This window comes from Viridibacillus sp. d25.2 (assembly GCF_055456015.2).
Genome location: NZ_CM196652.1, coordinates 78,892 through 99,366, shown reverse-complemented (window position 1 = coordinate 99,366; position 20,475 = coordinate 78,892). Strand labels below are relative to the sequence as shown.

The 20,475-nt window shown below is 36.3% G+C and carries 23 protein-coding genes; 17 read left to right on the top strand and 6 right to left on the bottom strand.

Annotation, left to right across the window (positions count from 1 at the left end; translation table 11 throughout):
- Nucleotides 1–4 precede the first annotated feature (4 nt).
- The 4 genes from ACZLO7_RS00555 to ACZLO7_RS00540 all read left to right on the top strand — a co-directional run bounded on the left by ACZLO7_RS00555 (nucleotide 5) and on the right by ACZLO7_RS00540 (nucleotide 3,114).
- Nucleotides 5–967, top strand: a complete 963-nt coding sequence (locus ACZLO7_RS00555; protein ID WP_464939431.1) for a branched-chain amino acid ABC transporter permease — start codon at nucleotides 5–7, stop codon at nucleotides 965–967.
- The gene (locus ACZLO7_RS00550) at nucleotides 945–1,724 is read left to right on the top strand and encodes an ABC transporter ATP-binding protein (RefSeq protein WP_464939430.1); all 780 of its coding nucleotides are present in this window, start codon (nucleotides 945–947) and stop codon (nucleotides 1,722–1,724) included. The genes ACZLO7_RS00555 and ACZLO7_RS00550 overlap by 23 nt, the downstream gene beginning before the upstream one ends.
- A 1-nt stretch (nucleotide 1,725) precedes the next feature.
- Nucleotides 1,726–2,433: an ABC transporter ATP-binding protein gene (locus tag ACZLO7_RS00545; protein WP_464939429.1), complete on the top strand. Its 708-nt coding sequence runs from the start codon at nucleotides 1,726–1,728 to the stop codon at nucleotides 2,431–2,433.
- A gap of 198 nt (nucleotides 2,434–2,631) precedes the next feature.
- Nucleotides 2,632–3,114: a hypothetical protein gene (locus tag ACZLO7_RS00540; RefSeq protein WP_464939428.1), complete on the top strand. Its 483-nt coding sequence runs from the start codon at nucleotides 2,632–2,634 to the stop codon at nucleotides 3,112–3,114.
- 127 nt (nucleotides 3,115–3,241) lie between these two features.
- Here ACZLO7_RS00540 and ACZLO7_RS00535 read toward each other — a convergent pair whose 3' ends face one another.
- Both ACZLO7_RS00535 and rluF read right to left on the bottom strand, forming a co-directional pair.
- Entirely contained in the window at nucleotides 3,242–3,961 is a 720-nt protein-coding gene (locus ACZLO7_RS00535) for a DUF6904 family protein (protein WP_464939427.1), read from the bottom strand.
- 37 nt (nucleotides 3,962–3,998) lie between these two features.
- On the bottom strand, nucleotides 3,999–4,703 hold the full coding sequence (gene rluF, locus ACZLO7_RS00530; protein ID WP_511261376.1) for a 23S rRNA pseudouridine(2604) synthase RluF: 705 nt from the start codon (nucleotides 4,701–4,703) through the stop codon (nucleotides 3,999–4,001).
- A gap of 214 nt (nucleotides 4,704–4,917) precedes the next feature.
- On the opposite strand from rluF, the gene adh reads away from it, so the two are divergent.
- Nucleotides 4,918–6,438, top strand: coding sequence for an aldehyde dehydrogenase (gene adh, locus ACZLO7_RS00525; RefSeq protein WP_464939425.1), 1,521 nt, complete (start codon nucleotides 4,918–4,920; stop codon nucleotides 6,436–6,438).
- Nucleotides 6,439–6,456: 18 nt separating this feature from the next.
- Entirely contained in the window at nucleotides 6,457–6,819 is a 363-nt protein-coding gene (locus ACZLO7_RS00520; protein ID WP_464939424.1) for a DUF779 domain-containing protein, read from the top strand.
- Nucleotides 6,820–6,838: 19 nt separating this feature from the next.
- Here the strand turns inward: ACZLO7_RS00520 and ACZLO7_RS00515 are convergent, their stop codons facing one another.
- Nucleotides 6,839–7,666, bottom strand: coding sequence for an AAC(3) family N-acetyltransferase (locus ACZLO7_RS00515; RefSeq protein ID WP_464939423.1), 828 nt, complete (start codon nucleotides 7,664–7,666; stop codon nucleotides 6,839–6,841).
- A gap of 91 nt (nucleotides 7,667–7,757) precedes the next feature.
- On the opposite strand from ACZLO7_RS00515, the gene ACZLO7_RS00510 reads away from it, so the two are divergent.
- From ACZLO7_RS00510 to ACZLO7_RS00500, 3 genes are all read left to right on the top strand, one after another.
- Nucleotides 7,758–8,741: a DUF4003 family protein gene (locus tag ACZLO7_RS00510; RefSeq protein ID WP_464939422.1), complete on the top strand. Its 984-nt coding sequence runs from the start codon at nucleotides 7,758–7,760 to the stop codon at nucleotides 8,739–8,741.
- 77 nt (nucleotides 8,742–8,818) lie between these two features.
- Nucleotides 8,819–10,246: an aldehyde dehydrogenase family protein gene (locus tag ACZLO7_RS00505; protein WP_464939421.1), complete on the top strand. Its 1,428-nt coding sequence runs from the start codon at nucleotides 8,819–8,821 to the stop codon at nucleotides 10,244–10,246.
- 238 nt (nucleotides 10,247–10,484) lie between these two features.
- Nucleotides 10,485–10,961, top strand: coding sequence for an acyl-CoA thioesterase (locus tag ACZLO7_RS00500; protein WP_464939420.1), 477 nt, complete (start codon nucleotides 10,485–10,487; stop codon nucleotides 10,959–10,961).
- A gap of 46 nt (nucleotides 10,962–11,007) precedes the next feature.
- Here the strand turns inward: ACZLO7_RS00500 and ACZLO7_RS00495 are convergent, their stop codons facing one another.
- Nucleotides 11,008–11,619 carry a histidine phosphatase family protein gene (locus ACZLO7_RS00495; protein ID WP_464939419.1) on the bottom strand — a complete coding sequence of 204 codons (612 nt, stop codon included), beginning with the start codon at nucleotides 11,617–11,619 and terminating at the stop codon, nucleotides 11,008–11,010.
- A gap of 106 nt (nucleotides 11,620–11,725) precedes the next feature.
- Between ACZLO7_RS00495 and ACZLO7_RS00490 the strand changes: the two genes are divergently transcribed.
- The 6 genes from ACZLO7_RS00490 to ACZLO7_RS00465 all read left to right on the top strand — a co-directional run bounded on the left by ACZLO7_RS00490 (nucleotide 11,726) and on the right by ACZLO7_RS00465 (nucleotide 16,559).
- Entirely contained in the window at nucleotides 11,726–12,673 is a 948-nt protein-coding gene (locus ACZLO7_RS00490) for a hypothetical protein (RefSeq protein WP_464939418.1), read from the top strand.
- A gap of 148 nt (nucleotides 12,674–12,821) precedes the next feature.
- Nucleotides 12,822–13,595, top strand: coding sequence for a hypothetical protein (locus ACZLO7_RS00485; protein ID WP_464939417.1), 774 nt, complete (start codon nucleotides 12,822–12,824; stop codon nucleotides 13,593–13,595).
- Nucleotides 13,592–13,957 (top strand): GntR family transcriptional regulator, encoded by a 366-nt coding sequence (locus ACZLO7_RS00480; RefSeq protein WP_464939416.1) that lies wholly within the window; start codon nucleotides 13,592–13,594, stop codon nucleotides 13,955–13,957. The genes ACZLO7_RS00485 and ACZLO7_RS00480 overlap by 4 nt, the downstream gene beginning before the upstream one ends.
- A 2-nt stretch (nucleotides 13,958–13,959) precedes the next feature.
- Nucleotides 13,960–14,670, top strand: coding sequence for an ABC transporter ATP-binding protein (locus ACZLO7_RS00475; protein ID WP_464939415.1), 711 nt, complete (start codon nucleotides 13,960–13,962; stop codon nucleotides 14,668–14,670).
- Nucleotides 14,660–15,583, top strand: coding sequence for an ABC transporter ATP-binding protein (locus ACZLO7_RS00470; RefSeq protein WP_464939414.1), 924 nt, complete (start codon nucleotides 14,660–14,662; stop codon nucleotides 15,581–15,583). The genes ACZLO7_RS00475 and ACZLO7_RS00470 overlap by 11 nt, the downstream gene beginning before the upstream one ends.
- Nucleotides 15,561–16,559, top strand: coding sequence for a DUF2705 family protein (locus tag ACZLO7_RS00465; protein WP_464939413.1), 999 nt, complete (start codon nucleotides 15,561–15,563; stop codon nucleotides 16,557–16,559). The genes ACZLO7_RS00470 and ACZLO7_RS00465 overlap by 23 nt, the downstream gene beginning before the upstream one ends.
- 148 nt (nucleotides 16,560–16,707) lie before the next feature.
- Here ACZLO7_RS00465 and ACZLO7_RS00460 read toward each other — a convergent pair whose 3' ends face one another.
- Nucleotides 16,708–18,018: a protoglobin domain-containing protein gene (locus tag ACZLO7_RS00460; protein WP_464939412.1), complete on the bottom strand. Its 1,311-nt coding sequence runs from the start codon at nucleotides 18,016–18,018 to the stop codon at nucleotides 16,708–16,710.
- Between the two features lie 323 nt (nucleotides 18,019–18,341).
- On the opposite strand from ACZLO7_RS00460, the gene ACZLO7_RS00455 reads away from it, so the two are divergent.
- Complete coding sequence (locus ACZLO7_RS00455) at nucleotides 18,342–18,545, top strand: hypothetical protein (RefSeq protein ID WP_427752915.1); 204 nt, start codon at nucleotides 18,342–18,344, stop codon at nucleotides 18,543–18,545.
- A gap of 40 nt (nucleotides 18,546–18,585) precedes the next feature.
- Here the strand turns inward: ACZLO7_RS00455 and corA are convergent, their stop codons facing one another.
- Nucleotides 18,586–19,548, bottom strand: a complete 963-nt coding sequence (corA, locus tag ACZLO7_RS00450; protein WP_464939411.1) for a magnesium/cobalt transporter CorA — start codon at nucleotides 19,546–19,548, stop codon at nucleotides 18,586–18,588.
- A 545-nt stretch (nucleotides 19,549–20,093) separates the two neighbouring features.
- Between corA and ACZLO7_RS00445 the strand changes: the two genes are divergently transcribed.
- Entirely contained in the window at nucleotides 20,094–20,399 is a 306-nt protein-coding gene (locus ACZLO7_RS00445; protein ID WP_427752918.1) for a magnetosome magnetite crystal formation protein family, read from the top strand.
- Nucleotides 20,400–20,475: the final 76 nt, after the last annotated feature.

Here is a 20,475-nt window from a genome sequence, read left to right as displayed (position 1 = left end):
ACTTATGAAAAAGTCTAAAGTATTTTGGCTATATGCAATCATTGCTCTTGTCGTTTACGCAATCGTACAATTCATGATTTCTAGTGAACAACTGGATATGTATTACTCAAACTTATTAATCACGATTGCCATTAATATCATTTTGGCTGTAAGTTTACATCTTGTTATTGGGATTACGGGACAATTCTCAATAGGCCACGCAGGATTTTTAGCAGTAGGTGCTTACATTTCTGCAATTTGTACGATGAATTTAGGCTTACCTTTCCCAGTTGCATTATTTATTGGTGCAATTGTAGCGGCACTTGCTGGATTGATTGTCGGTATACCATCTTTACGTTTGAAAGGTGACTATTTAGCGATTGCAACTCTAGGCTTCGCTGAGATCATTCGAATTATTTTCTTAAACACGGAGTATGTTGGTGGAGCAGCAGGTATGCAAATCACACAAATGACTACTTGGACCTATGCGTTCTTTGGTGTTTTCATCACAGTTATTATTATTACAAACTTCACAAAATCTAGGCATGGGCGAGCATGTATAGCAGTCCGTGAAGACGAGATTGCAGCAGATGCAATGGGGATTAACACAACCTATTATAAAGTCGTTGCTTTTGCGTTAGGTTCATTCTTTGCGGGTCTTGCAGGCGGTTTGTTTTCACATAACTTTTATATTATTCAACCTTCGCAATTCGGCTTTTTAAAATCTTTTGATATTTTAATATACGTTGTATTAGGTGGCCTAGGAAGTATGTCAGGTGCAATTATTGCTGCAATACTTTTGACAGTTATCTCAATGTATTTAACGGAATTTCCAGAAACGCGTATGATTATTTATAGTTTAGTATTAATTATTGTAATGCTCTATCGGCCATCAGGTTTGATGGGGACAAAGGAAATTACAGACTACTTTAAATTTGGTAAGCGTTCTAAAGGAGGTAATCTAGATGACCAAAAACCTTCTTCTTAAAGTAGAAAATGTCGGCATTCAATTTGGTGGATTAAAGGCAGTGCAAGGTTTGAATCTAGAGCTATTTCAAGGCGAATTAATCGGTTTAATTGGTCCAAATGGTGCCGGTAAAACGACGAGCTTTAATATGTTAACAGGTGTGTATAAACCTACTGAAGGTGAAATACTATTTGATGGCAAGCGAACCAATAATATGTCACCTCACCAAGTAACAAAAAGTGGTGTCAGTCGTACATTCCAAAATATCCGCCTATTTAAAGAATTATCTGTATTAGATAATGTTAAAGTAGCAAACCATTCATTAGCGAAGCACTCTATATTCAGTTCCGTATTTCGTTTACCAAGCTTCTTTTCGGGAGAAGCCAAAATGGAAGAGGTATCGATTGAATTTTTGAAAATATTTGGTCTAGATAAATATAGAGACGAATTAGCAAAAAACTTACCGTATGGAATGCAGCGTCGTCTTGAAATTGCGCGTGCACTAGCGGCAGGTCCAAAACTATTGCTTCTTGATGAACCTGCAGCAGGTATGAATCCGCAAGAAACGAAGGACTTAATGGAATTAATCGCATTAATTCGAAAGAGGTTCGATTTAACTATCTTACTAATTGAGCATGATATGGGATTGGTGATGGGCATTTGCGAACGAATTTATGTATTGGATCATGGTCAATTAATCGCGGACGGTACCTCTGAAGAAATTCGTAATAATCCAAAGGTTATTGAAGCTTACCTTGGTGAGGAGGTTACAGAATAATATGCTTAAAGTAAATGACATCAATGTATTTTATGGCAATATCCAAGCATTAAAAGGCGTCTCCTTGGAGGTAAATGAAGGTGAAATCGTAACATTAATCGGTGCTAATGGTGCAGGAAAAAGCACCCTATTAAAAACATTATCAGGTTTGTTAAAACCTAAGCAAGGATCAATTGAGTATCTTGGTTCTTCTATTGCAGGGAAGCAAGCACAATCTATCGTTAAAGCGGGCATTTCACATGTTCCAGAGGGACGTCGTGTATTTGCAAATATGACAGTTGAGGAAAACTTGGATCTAGGTGCTTACTTACGTAAAGATAGAGATGGCATAGCAAAAGACTTACAACGAGTCTTTGAGCTATTCCCTCGTTTGCTAGAGCGTCGTAAGCAGCAGTCAGGTACTTTGTCCGGTGGTGAGCAACAAATGCTTGCAATGGGTCGTGCAATTATGGCAAAACCAAAATTATTATTGCTTGATGAGCCATCTATGGGTCTTGCACCGCTTATGGTGAAAACGATTTTTAGTATTATAAAAGAAATAAATAAAGAGGGTACTACAATACTTCTTGTTGAACAAAATGCGCATATGGCGTTGTCTGTTGCAGACCGCGCCTATGTTATCGAGACAGGTCGAGTTGTGTTATCTGGCACTGCAAAAGAGCTGAAGGAAACTGAACAAGTTAAAGCAGCATATCTTGGAGGCTTGTAAAAAATAAGTATCAGCTTTAATTCATAAAAAAATAGAAACACCTTCGAATCGAGTATGTAAACAATACATACAACTATCGAAGGTGTTTTTATGCAATTCAAAATTGTTAAATTATAGGGTATTATAAAGGTAGTATAACTTAGTGAAATCTATAAACCAAAATGTGATAAATAGCTATTAAGTCTGGAGTGAATACTAATGATTAAGATAACCATATTGGATGATGACGAATCATTTATAGATATCCATGATGGAGAAGTGCACTGGTCGAATCTATTTGAATTTAATGCTATTCTCACGTTTGCTTATGGTGATAATGGGATATGTGAATTTGAAACTATGCACCATTTTATGTTAATAGAAAGTATGTGCGAAGGAGTTCTAAATTTACTATTGCAACAGAAGCAATCTAGTTATTCTGATTTCGGGAAGACTTACACTAATAAGTTAGCTTTCAAAATTAAAAATCATGATGTGAATATTACTGTTCACCCCTCAAAAGGTGAAAATACTTTAGCTAAAACTACTCCAAATATTTTAGCACTAGATTTTTTAAGAGTATTAAAAAATCTAAAGAAACTGTATTTATCCTATAGAATGGATGATTTGTGTGATACTGAGTTGAAAGTACTCGATCATTATTTTCGTTCCATCTCCAAGGCGTTGAATAATATAAGCTAATGAGTAAAGTAGCCCTACGTACTTTCTGGAAAAGCTTAGTGCCCAGTTCTTTGTTTGTTGGGAACTGTTGAATGAATCTCCAATAGTACATTATTGATTTTACGATTTGCACCTTACATATTTTGAATTACCATTCAATTTCTTTAGGGTATTTTAAGGGTAGCTTCATTTTATGAATGGGGCTTTTGGTAATATTGGCTGTTTCAAGTAACTGTTTTTTTAATATGAGGTATTCAGTGTCTTCATATGCAATTTTGTAAGCAAATGATAATAGATTCATTTGCCGTTCCTCTGGCGTCATCTCGATGAACTTCAGGTTCAATAGATCTATATATTGAACTGCATAGTCTGCTATAGATGTTTGATGGACTTGAAGCATATTTATGAAAAGTTTAAAGTCATTGGGATTCATTGAATCTTTCAGACAGTCGATTATATTGGCTTGGAATTTTCGAATGGTAGTCATATGTAAATTCCACTCATGACAATTGTTATGGTCTTGTTGTAATCGGGAAAATTTATTTAGAGCAATTGTTGCAAAAAGCAACTCAGGCCACAATATTTCAACGGATAGATAAACATTTTGTTCGGGAACAATGACATTCTGTGATTTTATAATGTCTTTATGCATTCCATTCATAACGAATTCGATATTATGCTTACCTTGTGCGGCAAGACGTATATCATAGGAGACACTTAAAATCCTAATACGAGCACCCTCATAAGAACATTGTAGCTCGCCAAGAGTAGTGATGTGATGTATTGCATGGACGAGTTCTTCGAAGTCCCAAAAGTCGCCACTAATGCGAGCGCCAGTCAAATTTTCTGTACTCTTGATTGAAATCATTGTCTAGCCCTCCCAAATATTTATCTTAACCATTAATTTAATTCTTAGGTTTATAATCCAGTAAACCAAATAATTCTGAGCTTTCCTTTTCTGTTAAGTCACGCCATTCACCGACACGTAGGTTATCTAGTTTGATGTTCATAATACGAATTCGTTGTAGGCTTGTTACTGCATATCCTAAAGATGAACACATTCTACGGATTTGGCGGTTCAAACCTTGCGTTAAAATGATTTTAAATGTATTGCTAGATAGTTTTTCAACTTTACAAGGTAACGTAGTAGTATCTAAAATTTCTACACCTTCAGCCATTCTCTTTAAGAAGTGAGTAGTGATAGGTTGATCCACTTTAACAATATATTCTTTTTCATGTTTGTTTTCAGCACGTAATATCTCATTTACAATATCGCCATCATTTGTTAATAATATAAGTCCTTCTGAATCTTTATCTAAGCGACCTATATGGAAAATTCGTAGTGGATGGTTAACGAAGTCTACGATATTACCTTTAATATGTTTTTCTGTTGTACTTGTTACACCAACTGGTTTGTTTAATTTAATGTAAACAAATTGATTTTGTTTACCGACTGGTTTACCGTCTACACACACTTTGTCACCGTCTTCTACTTGGCTCCCTAAAGTTGCTGGTTCACCATTAATCGTTACTTTACCATCTGTTATCCACTTGTCAGCTCCGCGTCTTGAAACAATTCCTGACTCGCTTAAATACTTATTTATACGCATAATCTTCCACCTTTTTTTGAGTAATATAATTATATATGATAGCATAAATTCTTTTCTGGAAAATTGAGCTCTCTAAGTTGTAATTTCTTCTAAAGTAAGGGAATATAGTAAATGTAGACAACCACTTGAATAATATAAAATTTCTATATTTGATGTAAATGTAAGCGTATTCTATGTGGACAGTTTTAAATTAATGTAAAAGGGGAGATAGAAGATGATTTATGCTAATCCTAATACTGAAGGTGCTCTAGTTAACTTTAAAGAGCGATATGATAACTTTATTGGAGGCGAATGGGTAGCACCGGTAAATGGTCAATATTTTGAAAACGTATCACCAGTAACAGGGCAAGTATTTACAAAAGTAGCACGCTCAACTTCTGAAGATATTGAACTTGCATTAGACGCGGCACATGCAGCAAAAGATAGTTGGGGGACTACTTCTGTTACTGAACGTGCACGTATCCTAAATAAAATAGCAGATCGTATGGAAGAAAATCTTGAACTTTTAGCGGTAGCTGAGAGTTGGGATAATGGTAAAGCAGTACGTGAAACATTAAACGCGGATTTACCACTAGCGATTGACCACTTCAGATATTTCGCTGGTGCTATTCGAGCTCAAGAAGGTTCAATTAGCCAAATAGATAATGATACAGTAGCATATCATTTCCATGAGCCAATCGGCGTTGTTGGACAAATTATCCCTTGGAACTTCCCTTTACTAATGGGTGTTTGGAAAATGGCTCCAGCATTAGCGGCAGGGAACTGTATTGTTTTAAAACCGGCTGAGCAAACACCAACATCAATCCTTGTATTATTAGAGTTAATCCAAGATCTATTACCAGCAGGCGTATTAAACGTTGTTAATGGATTCGGTCTAGAAGCAGGTAAACCGCTCGCTACAAGTACAAGAATCGGAAAAATTGCTTTTACTGGTGAAACGACTACTGGCCGCCTAATCATGCAATATGCAACCCAAAATTTAATTCCTGTCACTCTTGAGCTTGGTGGTAAATCACCAAATATCTTCTTTGAAGACGTAATGGATCAAGATGATGCATTTTTAGATAAAGCGGTTGAAGGGTTTGTTATGTTTGCCCTAAACCAAGGTGAAGTATGTACATGTCCATCACGTGCTTTAATCCAAGAGTCTATTTATGATAGATTCATAGAAAAAGCGTTGAAACGTGTCGCTGAGATTAAAATCGGTAATCCTCTTGATACTGATGTCATGATGGGTGCTCAAGCTTCTAATGAACAACTTGAGAAAATCCTTTCATACATTGATATTGGTAAACAAGAAGGTGCGGAGTGCTTAATCGGTGGCGGACAAAATGAACTTGATGGTGAGCTTGCAACTGGTTATTACGTGAAACCAACTGTCTTCAAAGGACACAATAAAATGCGCATTTTCCAGGAAGAAATTTTTGGACCTGTACTTTCTGTGACGACTTTCAAAGACAAAGCAGAGGCGCTTGAAATTGCAAATGATACATTATACGGATTAGGTGCAGGTGTTTGGTCTCGCGATATGAACACAGCTTACCGTATGGGGCGTGGAATCCAAGCGGGCCGAGTTTGGACAAACACATATCACCAATACCCAGCCCATGCTGCATTTGGTGGTTATAAATTATCTGGTATTGGCCGTGAAAATCACAAAATGATGCTTGATCATTACCAACAGACTAAAAACTTGCTAGTAAGTTACTGTGAAGGTGCACAAGGCTTCTTCTAAGAAAGGTGTGTTCTGAACATGGTAGAACGTGTTATTGCAACAGATGAAGCTTTAGCGTTAATCGACTTGCTTAAAAGTAAACATGGACCTATCATGTTCCACCAATCAGGTGGATGCTGTGATGGTTCCTCACCGATGTGCTATGCTGAAGGGGACTTAATCCTAGGAGATGTCGATGTACTTCTTGGTTCAATAAGTGAAGTTCCTTTCTATATGCACGAAAGCCAATATGATTATTGGAAGCATACCCAACTCATTATTGATGTTGTGGATGGGCGTGGGGGCATGTTTTCCCTTGAAGGTGTTGAAGGTAAACGTTTTTTAACACGTTCGCGAGCGTTTACTGAAGAAGAATATACAGAAGTGAAAAAACTTTTATAAAAGAAAAGGGTCTCTAGCGTTAAGTAGCTAGAGGCCCTTTTGCATGATTGTTTAGCCAAGTTGTACCGTATTCGATAAGTGGCTTCATTGAAATAATTTTAGTGCTTGCTTGCCCTAACTTTCCATAATGTACATGTTCAGAATGTGCCTTTTCAAATGCGTTACCAATTTCAAGGAAGCGATCTGAATCTACATTTAACATATCAAAGGTAACCCATTGGCGCTTACCCTCTATCAACATAGCCGCCCCTTGAGGAGATGTATGTTGTATATCCGCAAGGTACTCTGATAAATGAAGAGCTGTACAGGAATCATAATCTACACCAATTAATAATACCTTCATATTGTGTTGAAGCATTTTTCCAAGAGGTGATGCAAGCCCAAATGAGCTTTCAATTGGATGCGAACTCATCCATTTTTTTGCGTTTAATCCCCATGCCATAAATGAATGTGTGGGATGTGAGCTACGAACTGTTGAAGGGTGTCTTAGAAAGCACTCTGCTATTTTCCCCATGCCACGTAAAGGCGATAGATACGGATCATAAGCTGGCATTGAATCGCGAATTGCTTGATACCAAGGCTCTGGTACAGGAGGTAGCGCCCAATATGACGGCTCCGAATTGGTAGCAGATTGAGCAGGCATAACGATTGTACCTGCATCAGTAATAGTCTCCATTAAAGCCTCAATTACAGCCTGCTCGGCGCCAGCAATCCATCCCATTTTGCTAAGCGAAGAGTGAACGAAAATGGAATCCCCTGTGCATATGTCAAGTTCCTGAAGCTGTACTTTTAATGTATCTTTTGATTGAAAAGTACTTGTTAGTTGTATGACATCAAATTCTGTCATGATACTCACCTCACTCGTTAATTATTTTGATTATAACAAAATGAAACCATCAATTAACTAATACGTAAAATAAAAAAAGGAGATGAATATTATGGAAATGATGCATGTGAAGCAGGATTTACAAGATACTTATGATAGATTAAAAAATGCGGTGAGCTGGAGTGTAGATAAGCGTTTTTTAATCTCTATCGCTAGCTATTATGTCACAACCGGACGCGCTTTTAACGCAAAAAGATTTATAGAAATATCAGATGAAATTAAAAAGCAGACAAAATTATTATCACCTCTAAGGTCCTATGTGCATCATAGTATGGTTGCTTTCTTAGATAGCACAGATGAGTTGCCAAGTACAGCAGTTGGACAATTAATAGCGCGAGAAGAAGTCTTGAAGCAAGCAGGATTTAAACGATCGATGTATTCCTATCTAGCAGCTCTTTTTATCAATGCAGATGGTATACCAGAAAAGGAACAAGCGTGTAAGGGAAAAGAGCTTTACGACAACATTCGAAAGCATCACCCTTTCCTTACGTCACATGAAGATATCCCTTTTGCTGTGCTACTAAGTCAACAAGAAGGAGATTTACAAGAACGTGCAACGACGATGAATGATTACTTTAAAGATTTAAAGGGTAATCGTTTTTATAGTAGTGATGAATTACAATGGACATCACAAATTATGACCATTACAAGTTCTAGCTATAACCGCCAACTTACGGAAAGTGTGTTGTATGTACGTGATTATTTGAAAAGTGCGGGTATTAAATTAAAAAGATCGCATTATATGGTAATTGGTTTGTTGGGAGCTATTGGTGCGAAAGATGAACTCCTACAACAAATTGTTGATGTCTATTACGACCTTGAACAGATGAAGCTCTTTAAATGGGGTTATAAAGAGATGATTTTACCAATTGCAGTTCAGTTTGAAACAAAGCATTTAATTGAAACACAAACTGGAGCGACAATGACAGTACTCACCTCAATAGAATCTATTCTACAGGCTCAGCAAGCTGCGATGATTTCAACAGCAGTGATTGTCAGTTCATCTACTGCAGCAAACAGCGCTGGTGATAGTTAAGAGCGTTTTTACAATGGAGTAAAAAAATAGTGTTAACATGGAGAGGAGTAGTAATCGAGATATAGGAGGTATCTAAAATGAAAGAAACAAAACTTTGGATAGATGGAAGTTGGCAAGATACAGCAGAGAGCTATAAACTACAATCTCCGTATAGTGGTGAAGTAATTGCGAAAGTGGCAAAGGCAACACCAACAGATGTGAAACGTGCTATAGAAGGAGCACATAAGGCATTTCAATCTTTTAAAAAAACAACTGCATATGAAAGAGCTGAAATTTTATATCGTGTCGTTGAAATTATGCGCAGACGCCGTGAAGAATTAGCAGAAATCTTGACATTTGAGGCAGGAAAACCAATTACAGCAAGTCTAGGTGAGTTAGATCGTACCATTGCTACCTATCAATTTGCGGCAGAGGAAGCCAAACAATTACATGGTGTGACAGTACCGATGGATGCAGCACCTGGGGTAACAAACAGAATTGGTTGGACGAAGAGGGTGCCTCTTGGTGTTATTTCTGCTATTACACCATTTAACTTTCCGTTTAATCTTGTGGCACATAAATTAGGGCCAGCTTTTGCTGTAGGAAATACGGTTGTCTTAAAGCCAGCAACGCAAACACCATTAAGCAGTATCGTGATGGCAGAAATTTTTGAAGAAGCAGGTTTACCAAATGGTGTGCTTCAAATCGTCACGGGTAGCGGAAGTGAACTAAGTGAAGAGCTTGTTACAAATCCAGCAGTAAAAAAAGTAACATTCACGGGAAGTGGATCTGTTGGTTTAAAAATAAAAGAACAGGTCGGCTTACGTAAAATTACACTTGAACTAGGTTCAAATGCTGGGTTAATTATAGAACCAAGTGCACCGATTGAAAAAATTGTAGGACGCTGTGTGAACGGTGCATTTGGCTTTGCTGGACAAGTTTGTATTTCGTTGCAACGCATTTTTGTTCATGAATCGATTTACAATGAATTCACAAAGGCATTTATAGCAGAAACGGACAAATTAGTAGTGGGTGATCCGTTTGATAGGTTAACGGATGTCAGTGCAATGATTAATCCGAAAGAAGTATCAAGAATTGCAGCATGGATTGAAGAAGCAAAAGCCCAAGGAGCAATCGTTGCAACTGGCGGAACATTTACTGAACGTATTATGACACCAACCGTCATGATGAATGTCGAATCTGATATGAAGGTAGTTTGTCAAGAAGTATTTGCACCGATTGTGTCGATTGTTCCATATGAAACATTCGACAAAGCAATCGATTTATTGAACGCATCTGACCTTGGTTTGAATGCAGGGATTTTCACTAATATGCTAGACGATGCTATGCGTGCTGCGGATGAATTAGAGGCAGGAGCTGTTATTATTAATGATATTCCCACATTCCGCACTGATAATATGCCGTATGGTGGCGTGAAAATGAGTGGTTATGGGCGTGAAGGAGTTAAATTTGCAGTAGAAGATATGACAGAATTGAAATTTATTACGGTAAATACAGGTCTTTAAAATAACATAATCCTACCTTTTAGAATACAAGCGGCTATGTGTGGAGAAGCTATGGAAAATAATCTATAATTATTAGCATTATTAGTCGAATAAGCCCGTTTTTCTCAAGTTATTTTAAGTTAGTAAAATTGTCATTTATAGTTTGGAATATTATTTTTGTCTGAATTGTAGAAAAATAAATGCATTAACTTTAAAATAAACTTTAGAAATAAAAAAGATTTAGGAGAGTGTTTAGAAAATGACAGAAGCAATCCCGATGAGTCAGTCACGTACTATACAATCGAAATTAGTTCTTCCCCCTGATACAAATCACATGAATTCTATTTTCGGAGGAAAAGTTTTAGCTTATATTGACGAAATTGCTGCGATTACATCCATGAAGCATGCAAAAAGCGCAGTTGTTACAGCTTCTATTGATTCAGTTGATTTCGTATCGCCAGCACATGTTGGAGATGTTCTAGAGCTAGAAAGTGTAGTAACTACTACTGGTCGTTCTTCTATGGAAGTTTATGTACGTGTAATTTCTCGCAATTTATTAACAGGCGAACAAAAGTTAACAACGGAATCTTTTGTGACAATGGTTGCAGTCGATGAAAATGGTAGACCTGTTCCGGTACCAGGCGTGTTCCCAGAAACAGAAGCAGAAAAACGATTATTCGAATCTGGCCCTGCACGTCGCGAGCACCGTAAAGCAAAACGCTTAATGCCTCACTAAAAAAACGTCCTTCATGCATGAGTCTACGTGCAGAAGGACGGTTTTTTTATTCAAAATGTGAAGTATCACCAATGATTTTCAAAGTTGCTTGTCCGTCACTATTTATTTCTACAACGGTTAAGCTCGTACCATGTATAAAAGGGGGAGCCCATAAAGAGTTTAATGGATTTCCTTTAAAATAATTGATAAGTAATTTCTTTACAACACTATGTGTGACGATTAAAACATTTCCATCGTGTTCGGCTTTAATTATCCGATCTAACGCTGAAAGAACCCGCTTTTCTACATCGTGAAAACTCTCCCCTGAAGTAGCTTTAAAATTCTCGGGTTGTTCATAATAAGTAGCATATTGGGAAGGGAATTTGGATTCAATAGTACTTAAAGTCATTCCTTGCCATTCACCCGCATTAATCTCTCGTAAATCCTCGTCTAGAATAGTAGTTACTTCTCGTCCCTTTAAAAGAATTTCAGCGGTTTGCACAGTACGTCCACTTGGACTAATATATGCTGCAGAAAAGGGAATCTTTTTCAATTTATCCCCTAATTTTTCCGCATCTAGACGCCCTTTTTTTGTTAAAGGAGAGTCAGACCAGCCCTGCATCCGCTTCTCTAAATTCCACTCCGTTTGACCATGTCTTGTAATATATAAAGTAACCAATACGATCACCCTCCCGCGATTATTCTTTTAGTTTATCAAAATAAATGAAACTATTTCACTATCTTTTTCGTATGTTAATAAAAGGTAATTTCGGGAGGTTAAATAGATGTTACAACAACTAGATGATCATCAGGCGGAATTAAAGTTTGAGATGGATAAAAGAGATAAAGTTTTGCGCCGCCAAACTGCACTCCAAGAACAACTAGAAGAAATTGGTATAAGGGCAGGAAGATATTATAGAAAGTTACAGAAAGAAACAAAGGATGTCGATAAGCTAGACCGCTTTTCATTTTTAAATATGTTCAGAACGTGGACAGGCAAGCAGGATGAAATCCGATTAAAGGAATTGTCTGAAATGACAGCAGCAGAAGCAAAGTGGCGTGAAGCTCAGATGATGGAAGAGACGATACAAGCTGATTTATCTGAAATACAAACGGAACTTAATAATCCTAAGTGGCAAAATATCGATGATAGATGGAGTGCAATTATTAAGGAGAAGGAAGAATTCATTTTCAAAAATAATTTGCCAGAGTGTCGTCTATTGGGAGAGTTGTATGAAGAAAGATCGTTACTAACGACTTTACAACGGGAAATAGAAGAGGCAATAAAAGCCGGAGATGTAGCGAAGAGATCACTGCAGTTTGCACTGAAACGTTTAGACAATGCTGAAGGTTATTCAACATGGGATACGTTTTTAGGTGGTGGGTTTATTGCGACCGCTTTAAAACATGGTGAATTAGATGATACAGAAAATGCTATCCATAAAGCGCAGGTCGCACTTCAAAATTTCCAAACAGAACTATTGGATGTGAAGGAAGTCCAAGTTGAAAACTTACAAGTTGAGCGAGGTTCATTTATTACATTTGCGGACTATGTGTTTGATGATATTTTCTCCGAATGGTCATTGCACTCACGTATTAAATCATCACAAAAGCATGTAGAACAGACATTGAATCAAGTGATTACTACTAACGATGAACTTTTGAAGCGTTTCGAAATGACAGAAGATAAAGAAAAGCAAATACGGAGAGCAATTGATGCCATTTTAGGATGAGGTTAAGGTAGTGGTAGCAAGGCGTGGGGCGATTAGCGAGATAACATAAGAACAAGGTGTTTGGAAATTAGTTTACAAAATTACTTGCATTTTATCCATGTTCTGGTGTACTATATATCTAGTACACTAGAACATGTGAGGTATACTTATGGAAAAATGGAAAGGCCTATTTCGAAGGGAATGGTTATTATACCGTTCTTGGATATGGGGAGTTATATTAGCTACAGTTGTGACAATTCTCCTGGTACCAATAGGGCTAATGAAGGTTTTTCCTTTGGAGGGCAAATATGCAGAAATTGCAATTGTAATAACTGGGATTTGGGTACTATTAGTGAGTTTTATAGTATTGATTCAATTTTGCATCAGTTTAAATCAAGATGCAAAAAGAGTAGATGTATGGTTGCATACGCCAGCTTCAACAGGGCAAATCATAAGCTCTAAAATTGCCTTTAGTATCCTTTTTGAGGTTGCCGTGTTTGTGGTGTTGGGTGTATCGGGTATTACTTTGCTAGTAGCTAGCCATATTGCCGAGTTAGGAGAGTTAACTTTACTTGGTATTTACCTTCTATTACTACTCGTATCAAACTCATTGTTTATGTTTGTTGCTGTGTTATTGTTATGGATTTTCCATATGAAAATAAAACCGTACACTGGGAATTTCACTGGGTTTATTACCGTTGTGGTTGGAATGATAGCTACTTTACTTTGGCCAAAAATGTTAGAGCTAGCACGGGTGGAAAAGTGGGTTAATACGTTAGAAATCCCTTTAACTTCATTTCGGAAAGTGGTACTTAAGATTACGGAAATACCTGGTTTACTAGGAAATCTTTATTTGGGATCCATTCTATTTTATTCCATCGTAACAGTTCTCTTCTACGTTATCGCATTAAAGTGGTTTGATCGAGGAGTTGAACAACGATGACAGCAGACTTTTTGAAGGATAAACCAATTTATCAACAGCTCGTGAATCGTATATGTGGTGATATTATTCGTGGAAGTTTAAAGTCGGGAGATCGCCTTCCATCAGTTCGGGAATATGCTGTTGAAGTCGGCGTTAATGCGAATACAATGCAGCGCGTATACAAGGAGTTGGAGCAATTGGGTATTACGGAAACGAAGCGTGGTCAAGGTACATTCGTAACGGAAAATCGTGAGCGACTAGCTGAACTACGTGAAGAGATGAAGTTAGGTTTAGTTGAAAGTTTCATTCACAGTATAGAGTCATTAGGCTTTACTCAAAAGGAAATTATAGAGGTATTGCAATCAAAGGAACGAGGTGAGTAAGTATGATAACAGTTGATAAAATCACAAAAAAATACGGAAAAAAAACCGTGTTAGCCGATGTTTCTTTTACTATCCCAAATGGAAAAATTATTGGGTTAGCTGGAGAAAATGGTAGTGGTAAATCTACGCTGTTAAGAATAATTGCTGGTTTATTACATCCTACGAGCGGCAGAGTACAATTAGATGGTAGAAAAGCCAATCGAGGGAGTGCCGAGCATATCGCTTACTTACCTGACTTAGATTTGTTTTATCCTTACTTTACTGGAGAGGAACTTTTCCGTTATTACGACTCACAATTCGTAGATTTCCATTATGACAAAGCTTGTATTGTCGCAAAGTTTTTGAATACTCCATTAGATGTAAAGCTGAGGAATATGTCAAAGGGTAATCGTGGGCGTTTGAAAATGGCAGCTACACTAGGGCGAGATGCATCTTATTATTTAATGGATGAACCATTCTCTGGTTTTGACCCACTCGTACGCGAGAATTTGATTAAAGGGCTTATTCAATTTACAGATTCAGAAACACAAACAATATTCCTTTCTACCCATGAAATTAGGGAAGTTGAACCTTTGTTAGATAGTATTATCGTTCTTCAAAAAGGACAAATAGTGGCTAAGGAAGAAATTGAAAACATCCGTGAAGTATACAACCAAGATACGATTACATGGTTGAAAAATTTATTGAAGGAAGGTGACAAAGTTGGACAATAAACCAATTGTTGAACTAAAAAATTTATCAAAAACAATTAAAGGTAAGAAGATTATCCATGATTTAAATTTAGCTTTGTATCCCGGTCAAATTACGGGATTTTTAGGACCAAACGGAGCGGGGAAAACGACAACAATTCGTATGATGGTAGGTCTTATGAAGCCAACGAGCGGGGAGGTTTTCATCGATGGCCAGTCGGTACAAAGGCATTTTGAGGAAGCGATTAGCAAAGTAGGTGTAATCGTAGAAAATCCTGAGATGTATAAATACTTATCGGGCTATAAAAACCTTGAACACTTTGCACGTATGAATAAAAACGTAACAAAAGAGCGAATTGATGAAGTTATTCGTCAAGTAGGTTTAGAAAAGCGTATTCGTGAAAAAGTATCGACGTATTCGTTAGGGATGCGTCAACGTTTAGGTTTAGCACAGGCTTTGCTAAATAAACCTAAGTTTTTAATATTAGATGAACCTACGAATGGCTTGGATCCAGCGGGTATTCGAGAATTCCGTAACTATTTACGTAAAATTGCGGAGGAGGAAGGTGTCTCTGTTTTCGTATCAAGTCACTTACTCTCTGAAATAGAATTAATGTGTGACAGAATTGCAGTTATTCAAAATGGTAAGCTGATTGATATGCGTGAAATGAATAATGACGAGCAGTCAAATTACTATATTGAAACGGAACAAAATGCTAATATCACGACAGTCTTTGCTGATGCAGGTATTGTTTTTGAACAGCATGAGAAAGGATGGCTCGTACAGGCTGAGAAAACACAAATTCCAGCAATTGTGCAGGCACTTGTTGCTAGTGATATTAATATCTATGCGGTAAATCCTTATCATAAAACATTAGAAGATCAATTCTTAGAAATGACAGGAGGTGGCCAAATTGCTGAAACTAATTCAAAATGAGTGGATGAAGTTGTGGCGTAAAAAAGCCACTTGGATTATGTTAATTATGCTAATTGTACTAGTAATTGGTATGGGTGGGATAAATAAGTGGATATCGTCTATGGATAGTTCGGCGGATGATTCAACTGGTGGAGCCGTGACTACAGAAAAGGCTGAAGGGAAAGATGCACCGAAGTTGAGTTGGCAAGAACAAGAAAAGGTTACTATTGCCGAGAATGAAAAAACGCTAAAAGAAGCTGGTCTATCTAAAGATGAAAAAGAAGATATAGTCGAAAAAAATAGTATATCAGAATATCGCCTGAAGAATGATATTGCACCTGAAGATGAAACGAGTATGGAAAGCTTTGTGTTAGGCTCTCATGGTATATTGGCGGTAGTTACTATGTTTGTTGTCGTTATTGCGGCTGGAATTGTAGCAATTGAGTTTTCAGAAGGTACAATTAAAATGTTATTAACGCGACCAGTAAATCGTTGGAAAATACTTACATCTAAGTTTGCTACGGTTTTATTATTCGGGATAGTAATGGCAGCAGTCACTTGGATTTTCTCTGTAATTGTTGGTCTTATACTATTTGATTCAAGTGGTGTAGGTTACTTGAAATGGAATGGCAGTGAAGTAGTAGAACAGTCGATCTGGCTACGTTCATTGTATTTATATTTAATTTCATCAGTTAATATTTTTGTAACTGCAACATTTGCCTTTATGATTGGGTCTGTTTTCCGTTCAAATGCATTAGCAATTGGTATTTCAATGTTCCTATGGTTTATGGGAAGTAATGTTGTACTCCTCTTAAGCAAATATGAATTTGTAAAATACTTATTCTTTACGTATACGGATTTAACGCAATTTGTATATGGTACTGCATTTGTTGAAGGTACAACAATGTCACTTGCACTTGTAGTGTTATCAGTTTACGTAGTCATTTTCATGGCAATTAGTTATATTGTTTTCACCAAACGAGATGTTACAGCGTAAAAAGATGTCAGAAATGATGTGTATTATAGCTATCATTTTTGTTGGAGCTATATTTGTATTTGGTGGCTTTTATGGAATAAAGAAATTTTATCAAAAATAAAAAAACAGGCTGTTCACTATGACTTTTCATGGCGAACAGCCTGTTTTCTTAATTTAGTTGGCTCGTAATTTCAATTAAATGATCAGATGATGCAGATACTTGAGCAGCTCCCTGGCTCAAATCCTCAAGTAGACGAGAAATACTAGTAATGTCTTTTGTTGTATTTTCATTTTTCTCTTTTATACCTGCAACCGCTTCAGCGATAATATTGAATGATTGTGAAAGGTCACTTTGCATTTCAACACCTTTGGAGATTTGAACATCAACATCCTTAACTGAAGTTGACATATTCTCGATGTTATTTTCGGTATCCTTGATAAGAAGTGAGACATTGTGAACAGCACTTTTTGTTTCCTCAGCTAATTTACGTACCTCGTCAGCTACGACAGCGAAACCTTTACCATGTTCACCAGCACGTGCTGCTTCAATTGAAGCGTTTAATGCAAGTAAATTGGTTTGATCGGCAATGTCTGTTACTAGACGTACAATTTGTGTGATTTCATTGGATGAAATACGTAATCTATTCATTGTTCCATCTAATAATGAGACACTTGCAGACATTTTGTTCATCAATTTTGTTTGCGCATCTAATAGTTCTCTGCCACTATCAGACTTTTCTTGAGTAGAAGTAACAAACGTTAATCCTTGTTGCGTTGATTGTGCAATATCATCTGATTGGCTAGCTAAAGATTGTAGTGAGGCTGTTGTTTCTTGACTAATTGCACATAGCTCTTGTGCCGTGCTTTGAACTGAGTTAACAACCTTTTGTTTTGTTTTATCCGATTTCTCTCTTACGCGGTCTTGTTCGTTTTCATAAGCCTCGATGACTAGCTGTTGTTCGAGATTTATTAACTTAGAAAATGCCTCAATTGCTAAAGTAGACTCTTTCGTATCGAGTTCCAAACTATTAACAAAACGAATGAAAGATGTAGTTAAAGACTGGAATGAATTAATATACCACTTAGATTGTAAACCTATACGAACATGTACCTTTGCTATAACTTTGCGTTGTTCAATATAAGCGTCATTAATATGACATTCAAACATTTCAGATAGATGGCGTGACAATGTCACTTTTAACTTGTTGATTTCAGAATGATTTTGAATAATACTCATTAAATTGTTTGATTGACTGATAGAATCATAAAATTTCTCGACCATTTCTGTTATAAGTTCCTGTGTTAATGGTTGTAGTTGTTTTAAGATAGCTAAATCTTGTTTTTTTAGATCTAATAATTGAAATTGTTTTTGTATATCATGATGTCTCGTTACATTTAAAGTAACTTGATTTATATAGTGTTCTGTTTGAAAATAGTGTTCTTTTACTTTACTAGTTTTTCTCATTGTCCAAATTGACACGTCAATTTCTCCATTCTACTATTAGCGAAATTTAGTTTATGATGATTCTATTCTACCATTTTTAACGTATCTATAAACATAATATATATACCATTTTGATGTGAATATAGTAATAATTAATTAATAAATTGGGATATTTCAAGTAAAAATTAAAGGTATAAAGTAACGATGTAAGGGTTTGCAAGGTCTTTTTGTAGAAAAAGTTCCTTTTAAGATGATACAAAAAAGTGAACAATCGATGTCACATATTGTTTCACCGTGTTCTTATAGGGGGTCCATGCTACAATATAAGAAATGTCTTGGAGAAAAGGATGTATTGGTCAATGGATCGTAAACGTGGAATGAAATTTGCTTTACCAATAATGGCTGTTGTAGTGGTATCAGCAATGATGTTATTGAATAAAGATTATACAGAGGTTCCTATGAACTCTCGTATAATGATAGCAGCTGGTGCAGCATTATTTTCAGGTGTAATTTCTTTTGTTTTATTTGGCTTAAAAGATGCTAAAGATGATGGACTAAAGTGAAAATGCAGACTCTTCACCAATTGTGAGGAGCCTGCATTTTTTATGGTTTAAATAGGTCAAACCAGCCTTTGTATTTGAACCAAACTAACATGAATACGGCAATGAAAATCATTATGCTTAGAACGATAAAGTAACTGTAATGCCAATGTAGTTCAGGCATATTCTCAAAGTTCATACCGTAAACGCCTGCTATAAAGGTCAATGGAATGAAGATTGAGGAAATAATAGTTAAAATCATCATAATGCCATTCATGCGGCTTGCATTCATCGACATATGACTATCCCGCATATCTGCCGTAAGTTCGCGATTAGATTCGACCATTTCAGTTAGTTTGATGAGGTGGTCATGGATATCGCCAAAGTAAGCCCGTTCAGTTTTAATCAGTGCAAAGCGTTCGGAGTTTAAAATACGATATAATAGGTCTCGCATTGGTAAAATAGTACGTCGAATATGGAGTAAATCACTTCTTAAGTCAAACACATAGCGCATTGATTTAGCGTTACTTTGGTAATTTAGTTCGTCGTCAATTGTATTTAAATGGTCTTCAATGTTGTAGACCATAGGGAAGTAACTATCAACGATTTTATCTATTGCTTGGTAAGTCACGAAAATAGCACCGCGTTCCCAGTTCTGAGGCTGATCTTGTAAACGTGAACGGACGATATCAAATTCATTTACTGGCGATTTATGAAAAGTTACTACAAATTTCTTGGAAACGAACATGTTAACCTCTTCAGCTTCAAAGGTATTCTCATTTAATTTATGTAAAACCAAAAATTGGTAGTCGTCATAGTAATCGAGCTTTGGCCGTTGTAAACGCATTAAACAGTCTTCAATAGCTAGTGGATGGAAGTGAAAGAATGTACTAAGTAGCAGTTCTTCTTGTACTGTGGGTTCATCAAAATCAATCCAATACCATTCAAAAGAGTTATTGCTTATTTCTTCTAGTGGAAAATCCATTTTTAGTTCTTGATTGTTAGTAATGCCAAGGGTTCGAATCATAGATAGTCCTCGTTTCAACTAATATATAACTATCCTCTCATAAATGGCATCATATTGTCACGGAGAGACGTTGAATATTGTATAAATAGTAAAGAGGGCGCTTCTATATAGCGACCCTCTTTTATATATTGTAGAATTTAGTTGTCGGTTTGGAGAAACTTCAAAACAATTTGATTCCTACTTTTTTCGGTCGAATTTTCAATAGTATCTTGATGTAGCAAATCCGAATCACTGATTGAGTTGATGATTTTTATTTTATGCTCTATGGTTTTAGAGCATGAAGAAGTTTTAGTTTCGCAATCATTAGAAAATGAATTTTTCAATAAACAATATGGCATTGCAATGAAAATGATTAAGCATAGCGCGATACTTCCGATGAATAACAATACTTTTTTCAAAGGAATACTCCTCCTTTTTGTTCGTTACTACAGAGGACGCAAGGATAATAATAATGTTCCTTTTTTTGAATTGAATATGAAACTAATGGATTTTTTAATCGTATACATAGATAAGAAGTATAAAAAAATGAAAGTGAGTTGCTCTAATTGGAATCTAAAGGATTAAAAGTAATTCTTCATGCAAGTGCATTTTTTGCTCCATTATTATTGCCAATCCTATTCTATATATTTATTGACGATAAACAAATTAAACGTTTGTCTATTCAAGCGTTATTGTTCCAATTTGTTATGTGGGCATTAGTCGTTGTTTCAGGCATCTTTAGTTTTTTATTAATTGGACTTCCATTCTTAGTGGTTTTTTTGATTATGACTGTGGTCGTACCAGTAATAGGTATTGTGAAGGCTCTTAATGATACAGATTGGGATTACCCGATTGTTGGGAAATGGTATTAATACGATAAAACCGCGATAGCTTTTTTGCTATCGCGGTTTTTTAATAGTTTAAACATGGGTAGAATAGTAAAAAATA

Coding starts and splice junctions, on each gene's coding strand:
- ACZLO7_RS00485 (WP_464939417.1), top strand. CDS start 12,822: ATGGAAAAATGGAAAGGCCTATTTCGAAGGGAATGGTTATTATACCGT.
- ACZLO7_RS00540 (WP_464939428.1), top strand. CDS start 2,632: ATGATTAAGATAACCATATTGGATGATGACGAATCATTTATAGATATC.
- ACZLO7_RS00480 (WP_464939416.1), top strand. CDS start 13,592: ATGACAGCAGACTTTTTGAAGGATAAACCAATTTATCAACAGCTCGTG.
- ACZLO7_RS00500 (WP_464939420.1), top strand. CDS start 10,485: ATGACAGAAGCAATCCCGATGAGTCAGTCACGTACTATACAATCGAAA.
- ACZLO7_RS00520 (WP_464939424.1), top strand. CDS start 6,457: ATGGTAGAACGTGTTATTGCAACAGATGAAGCTTTAGCGTTAATCGAC.
- rluF (WP_511261376.1), bottom strand. CDS start 4,703: ATGCGTATAAATAAGTATTTAAGCGAGTCAGGAATTGTTTCAAGACGC.
- ACZLO7_RS00515 (WP_464939423.1), bottom strand. CDS start 7,666: ATGACAGAATTTGATGTCATACAACTAACAAGTACTTTTCAATCAAAA.
- ACZLO7_RS00555 (WP_464939431.1), top strand. CDS start 5: ATGAAAAAGTCTAAAGTATTTTGGCTATATGCAATCATTGCTCTTGTC.
- ACZLO7_RS00545 (WP_464939429.1), top strand. CDS start 1,726: ATGCTTAAAGTAAATGACATCAATGTATTTTATGGCAATATCCAAGCA.
- ACZLO7_RS00455 (WP_427752915.1), top strand. CDS start 18,342: ATGGATCGTAAACGTGGAATGAAATTTGCTTTACCAATAATGGCTGTT.
- adh (WP_464939425.1), top strand. CDS start 4,918: ATGATTTATGCTAATCCTAATACTGAAGGTGCTCTAGTTAACTTTAAA.
- ACZLO7_RS00475 (WP_464939415.1), top strand. CDS start 13,960: ATGATAACAGTTGATAAAATCACAAAAAAATACGGAAAAAAAACCGTG.
- ACZLO7_RS00550 (WP_464939430.1), top strand. CDS start 945: ATGACCAAAAACCTTCTTCTTAAAGTAGAAAATGTCGGCATTCAATTT.
- ACZLO7_RS00505 (WP_464939421.1), top strand. CDS start 8,819: ATGAAAGAAACAAAACTTTGGATAGATGGAAGTTGGCAAGATACAGCA.
- ACZLO7_RS00510 (WP_464939422.1), top strand. CDS start 7,758: ATGGAAATGATGCATGTGAAGCAGGATTTACAAGATACTTATGATAGA.
- ACZLO7_RS00535 (WP_464939427.1), bottom strand. CDS start 3,961: ATGATTTCAATCAAGAGTACAGAAAATTTGACTGGCGCTCGCATTAGT.
- ACZLO7_RS00490 (WP_464939418.1), top strand. CDS start 11,726: ATGTTACAACAACTAGATGATCATCAGGCGGAATTAAAGTTTGAGATG.
- corA (WP_464939411.1), bottom strand. CDS start 19,548: ATGATTCGAACCCTTGGCATTACTAACAATCAAGAACTAAAAATGGAT.